At 71.3% G+C, this 4,564-nt stretch carries 7 protein-coding genes; 2 read left to right on the top strand and 5 right to left on the bottom strand.

Annotated features, from left to right (window positions below; translation table 11 throughout):
* Positions 1-543: 543 nt before the first annotated feature.
* The 5 genes from ACTIDRAF_RS0206230 to ACTIDRAF_RS35250 all read right to left on the bottom strand — a co-directional run bounded on the left by ACTIDRAF_RS0206230 (position 544) and on the right by ACTIDRAF_RS35250 (position 3,000).
* On the bottom strand, positions 544-720 hold the full coding sequence (locus ACTIDRAF_RS0206230; RefSeq protein WP_085944817.1) for a DUF397 domain-containing protein: 177 nt from the start codon (positions 718-720) through the stop codon (positions 544-546).
* Positions 721-894: 174 nt separating this feature from the next.
* Positions 895-1,407 carry a GNAT family N-acetyltransferase gene (locus ACTIDRAF_RS0206225; protein WP_016697862.1) on the bottom strand — a complete coding sequence of 171 codons (513 nt, stop codon included), beginning with the start codon at positions 1,405-1,407 and terminating at the stop codon, positions 895-897.
* Positions 1,408-1,591: 184 nt separating this feature from the next.
* The gene (locus ACTIDRAF_RS32560; protein ID WP_035291266.1) at positions 1,592-1,786 is read right to left on the bottom strand and encodes a DUF397 domain-containing protein; all 195 of its coding nucleotides are present in this window, start codon (positions 1,784-1,786) and stop codon (positions 1,592-1,594) included.
* Positions 1,787-2,017: 231 nt separating this feature from the next.
* Positions 2,018-2,200: a DUF397 domain-containing protein gene (locus tag ACTIDRAF_RS0206215; RefSeq protein WP_016697861.1), complete on the bottom strand. Its 183-nt coding sequence runs from the start codon at positions 2,198-2,200 to the stop codon at positions 2,018-2,020.
* The gene (locus tag ACTIDRAF_RS35250) at positions 2,197-3,000 is read right to left on the bottom strand and encodes a DUF5753 domain-containing protein (RefSeq protein WP_280956866.1); all 804 of its coding nucleotides are present in this window, start codon (positions 2,998-3,000) and stop codon (positions 2,197-2,199) included. The genes ACTIDRAF_RS0206215 and ACTIDRAF_RS35250 overlap by 4 nt, the downstream gene beginning before the upstream one ends.
* A gap of 415 nt (positions 3,001-3,415) precedes the next feature.
* Between ACTIDRAF_RS35250 and ACTIDRAF_RS32555 the strand changes: the two genes are divergently transcribed.
* The gene (locus tag ACTIDRAF_RS32555) at positions 3,416-4,231 is read left to right on the top strand and encodes a cysteine dioxygenase (RefSeq protein ID WP_016697858.1); all 816 of its coding nucleotides are present in this window, start codon (positions 3,416-3,418) and stop codon (positions 4,229-4,231) included.
* A gap of 7 nt (positions 4,232-4,238) precedes the next feature.
* On the top strand, positions 4,239-4,564 hold a 326-nt coding region (locus ACTIDRAF_RS0206195), incomplete at its 3' end, for a rhodanese-like domain-containing protein (RefSeq protein WP_016697857.1).

The following is a 4,564-nucleotide window of genomic DNA, read 5'->3' as shown; positions in this document are numbered from 1 at the left end:
GGGCCGCCACCGGGTTCGTGGTCACCGGCTCCCGCGCCACCGCCGGCCGGGTGGGCGGCCCCCGCCCCGCACACCTCGCCGCCGGCCGCTCATCCCTCCACTGCTCCGGGTCCCGTTCCCGGCGCCAGCCCGGCGGCCGGATTCGAGCCGGACGGGTTCGGGCCGGGTCGTTTCGGGCCGGGTGGGTTCGGGCAGGGTCGTTTCGGACCGACCGGCGTGGGGCCGGGCGAGTTCGGACCTGGTGGTCCGGAGGACGTCGGGCCCGCGGGTGCCCCGCTCGACTTCGGCCCTCTCGGCTCAGAGCCCGACTCCGGGCACGGCACCCGGCGGTAGTCCACGTGGGGCGGAGGTCCTCCTCCGCCCCACGCACCCGTGTGCCGCTCCGGCGTTGTCCGCCGGTGCCGGGCACGCTGGCGACATGTGGGGGTTGGGGTGCCCTCTCCGTGCGACCGCGCCGCACGCCGTGTTCCTACGGATGGGACGAGAACCCCTCGGGGCACCAGCACAGCCCCCCGGCCCGGAGTCGGGGGGCTGCTGGGACTGTCAGCGCAGACGATCGGCCTTGACGGCGTCGACCAACGCGGCGAAGGCAGTCCGGGGGAGGAGGAGTGTTCCGCCGTCCCGGTTCTTGGTGTCCCGGATGCCGACGACCACGCTCGCTGCCGTACCGATCTCGACGCAGTTGGCCTGCACGCCGCTGCGCGTGCTCGTCCGCCACATGAACACGGTTACTCCTCCGCGTCCCTGGCACCAAGGGGACCGGAGGCCTCGTACAACCCGCTGGTTGGGGACTGCCTCCGCGCAACGACTGGTCGGCCTGCGGCGTGTCGGGGTCGCGGTGCGGATGAGGGATCGCGGCGTGGTGAGCCTGACAGCAACGTTCTCCTGAACCGGTCAGATCGAGAGCTGGTAGACGGCACGGTCCTTGCCGGGGCCCTTGAAGTTGGCGATGACGGGGACCCCGTTGACGATGCGATCGCCGCCGGCGTTGGAGAAGCCCATCGATTCCCACGTGGCTTGTGCGGCCGTGTTCTCGGGTTCGGAGGTGAGGTAGATCCGTGTGCAGTTCCAGGCGGTTGCCTGGTCGCGGACGTGGCCGATCAGGGACTGGGCGATGCCGGCTCGGCGGTGGCCGGGATGGGTCATGACGTCCTGGATGTAGACCTCGCTCGGGGCGTCCTGGCTGCGAAAAGCGATGACCGCTCCGACGAGTTCATCGTTGATGAGGGCGGTGGGGCATGTGGAGGAGAACAGGGTGGCGTAGAGCCAGTAGTCGGAGGCAGTGCGCGCCCTGACGTAGGGCGCCCCGCGGTCCATGAGCGCGAGGATCTGTGGGATGAGGTCTACGCGCAGCGGCGTGATCTTCATGGTGCTCCTGGTGTCGTATCGCTTCCGCCACGTGAACACCGTTGTTCCTCTGCGTGCCTGGCACGGCACTTCTCGACGACCTCAACCGAGGCCGACGGATCAAGAGTCGCAGTCACGGCACTACCGCCGCGACCCCACAAGCCGACCCGATGCAGGGGACGTTCTCACGGATGGGTGGCCGGGGAGACAGAGCTGCGCGCGGAGTCGGGGGCTGCTGGGACTGTCAGCGAAGGCGATCAGCCTTGACGGCATCGACCAACGCCGCGAAGACCGGCCGGTCGACGACGAGGGTGCCACCCGCGCGGTTCTTCGTGTCGCGGATGCCAACGACGCCAGGCGCGCTGCCGATCTCAACGCAATTGGAGTTTGCATCGCTGCGGCGTGACTTCCGCCAGCCTGCCAGTGTGGTCGTGGTCATGATGCTCCTCTGTGAGTGTTCGCATGACTTGTGATCAGATCCCGCGACGAGTTGGGGGGTCCAGCGCGCCGACAGAATCCGCTCGCATAGATGCTCGAAACTCGCAGTCACAACACTAGCCGTCGCGACCTCGTAAGCCGATCGTGCTGCTGCGCCGCATCCTCACGGATGGAGTAGAACGCCTCGGAACACAGCACAGCCCCCGGCACGGAGTCGAGGGCTGGTAGGACTTCAGCGCAGGCGGTCCGCCTTGACGGCGTCGACCAAGGCCGCGAAGGCGGACGGGTCGACAAGGAGGGTTCCGCCGTCGCGGTTCTTGGTATCCCGGATGCCGACCAGGTCAGGCATTGACCCCACCTCGACACAGGCTGTCTGCTGGCCGGACCGCGTCGACTTCTTCCAATTGCTGATCATGGCTGCTCCTCTGCCGCGTGTCGGGCTGCGTACTCCCGCACCATCCCCAGTGAGGCGGCGGGGTCGGCGCACGCGGAGATCAGGTTATCCGTCGCAGCGACGTAGGCCGCCACGTCGCCCTCCGCAAAGACGAAGACCGCAGCACGGTAGTGCTCAAGGTGCACGACGAGGCGGCCGTTGCGCGCGGGGTGATGAGGAACCAGCCGCCGTTCTGCGCGATAGTCAGGCCCGCTGTGTACGGCAGCACGTGCACGGCGGCCCTGACCTGCCTCGGCTACCTCCGCTATGTGCGTCAGCTGCTCAGCCATGATTGCGGGTCCCGCCGGCCGCGCGAGAACGCTTTCGTCGAGGACGAACGTGCAGCGCGCGGTCTCCAACACACGTTGTCGGGCTAGCCGGATCTGTACCCAGGACTCGGCCTGGGACGGCGGCGTGAGCGTGGCGCGCATCACTGCTTCCGCGTAACCGCGCGTTTGCAACAGTCCGGGGAGATGCGATAGGCGACGACCCGCCACGACACCGAGGTGCCCGCCGGGCCGTCCACCACGACCGGCGGGCCGCTCGCCATCCCCAGAACCCGCCTTCGGACCGGAACGGGTGAGCGCGGTGGGCGTCGTGCCGGCAGTGCGATGCCCGGCGCGGACGCGGCGACCGCACCCCGTCCCCCGCTCGCCGGGTGCGAGTTCCGGCAACGCGGCCTGGTCTCTCAACGAATACGCGCCACAGGCAGTGGTTCCGCGCCCGATCCGACGACACGACCGCAGCACTGCCCACCCGTTCGACCAGGACGAGGCGAGCATGGCGCGACGCCCGGTAGGCAACATCCCCCTTTCCAGCGGATATTCGCCTGTTCAGGGGAAGATTTCCCGCCTGGTGGGCGCCGTGGCGCGACCACTGTTCCGAGTCCACGCCCGCTGGAAGACTGCGGGCGTGACCGGCGCCAAGCTGATGTGGCGGGACCGCCCCGTCGACCTGCTCCTGGTCGCGTCCGCGGTGTGTAGGGGGACGCGCCCCACCGGCTGACGTCCACCGCCCGACTCGTCGATCGGGCGTCCGGGTTCCTCATCCCACCCGCGCCGGGTGGTCCACCCCGGACCGCGCCTCCTCCCGTTCCCGAGGTCAGCACCAGGGTTCGTCGGCTGCCGCGCGGACAGCGCGGCCGGTGTGTCGCGTCTGCCTCGCGCCCCGTCCACGCCCAGCCCCAGGAGTACCGCCATGTCCGCTCCGACCACCACGACAGCCGCCGCGCCCTCCCCGACCAATGCGGCGGGCACCAGCGCGAACCGGCCGCATCCGTCCCCCACCGACCCCGCCACCACCCGGGTCATCGACGCCACCAGCCCAGACGCCACCGACCCCGACGCCACCAGCCCGAACGGCACCGGCACGGCCGACCCGGCCGCCGCACCACCCGCACCCGGCGAGGTCGACGTCCACGAGGCGTTGGACGTCCCGGCGTTCCGGCGACTCCTGCGCCCGGACCGCCTCCGGTGGTCGGCGGGGGAACTCCGCGACCTCACCCGCTCGACGGCCCTCGACCTGGCCGCCCCACTGCTGCGCCTCGCCAGGTACGTGCCGGCCCAACGCTGGTGGGCGCGGCTCGCGCTGACCGAGGGCGTGGAGGTGTGGCTGCTGACCTGGATGCCGGGCCAGGGCACCGAACCCCACGACCACGGCGGGGCGGCGGGCTCCTTCACCGTGCTCGCCGGGGAGGTGCGGGAGGACTACCGGTACCCGAAGGGGCCGGTACGGGCCGCGACCCGCCGTGTCGGGGACGCCCTCGGCTTCGGGGCCGGGCGCGCGCACCAGGTGCGCAACACGGGCGCCCGTGACGCGGTCACCGTCCACGCCTACTCACCGCCGCTCGTCCCCACCCGCGAGTACCGGAGCCTGGCCGACATCCCCGACCGGATCGCGGCCCTCCCCGCGCCGGCACGACGGTCGACGGCCTCGGAGGAGCCGAGCCGCTCCCCCGGCGTCCTCGCGCCCGCGCCCCTCCGCGCCGTCCATGCCAGCGTGCTCGGGAAATGAGCCGGCGTTGAGCGTCGAGGAGTTCCTGAAGGCGGCCCGGGCCGGGCTGGACCGGTTGGAACCGGCGCGGGTCGAGCGCCTGCGCACGGGAGGCGGGTTGCTGGTGGACATCCGGCCGATGGCCAACCGCCGGGCGGAGGGCGAGATCCCGAGGGCCGTCGTGGTGGAACGCATCGTGCTGGAGTGGCGGCTGGACCCCGAGGGCCAGCACCGGCTCCCCGGGGTGGTGGCCGACCGCCCGGTCGTCGTCTTCTGCAACGAGGGCTACGCCTCCAGCCTCGCCGCCCGCGACCTGCGAACACTGGGGCTGCGGGCCGCCACCGACATGGTGGG

The organism is Actinoalloteichus spitiensis RMV-1378 (assembly GCF_000239155.1).
Lineage (GTDB): Bacteria > Actinomycetota > Actinomycetes > Mycobacteriales > Pseudonocardiaceae > Actinoalloteichus_B > Actinoalloteichus_B spitiensis.
The sequence above is the reverse complement of the archived record's forward strand: the minus strand, read 5'-3'. Positions and strand labels throughout refer to the sequence as shown.

What these genes read in the sequence shown, in the direction of transcription:
- ACTIDRAF_RS0206215 (WP_016697861.1), bottom strand. Translation starts at nt 2,200, where the DNA reads ATGATCAGCAATTGGAAGAAGTCGACGCGGTCCGGCCAGCAGACAGCC.
- ACTIDRAF_RS0206230 (WP_085944817.1), bottom strand. Translation starts at nt 720, where the DNA reads ATGTGGCGGACGAGCACGCGCAGCGGCGTGCAGGCCAACTGCGTCGAG.
- ACTIDRAF_RS32560 (WP_035291266.1), bottom strand. Translation starts at nt 1,786, where the DNA reads ATGACCACGACCACACTGGCAGGCTGGCGGAAGTCACGCCGCAGCGAT.
- ACTIDRAF_RS35250 (WP_280956866.1), bottom strand. Translation starts at nt 3,000, where the DNA reads ATGCTCGCCTCGTCCTGGTCGAACGGGTGGGCAGTGCTGCGGTCGTGT.
- ACTIDRAF_RS32555 (WP_016697858.1), top strand. Translation starts at nt 3,416, where the DNA reads ATGTCCGCTCCGACCACCACGACAGCCGCCGCGCCCTCCCCGACCAAT.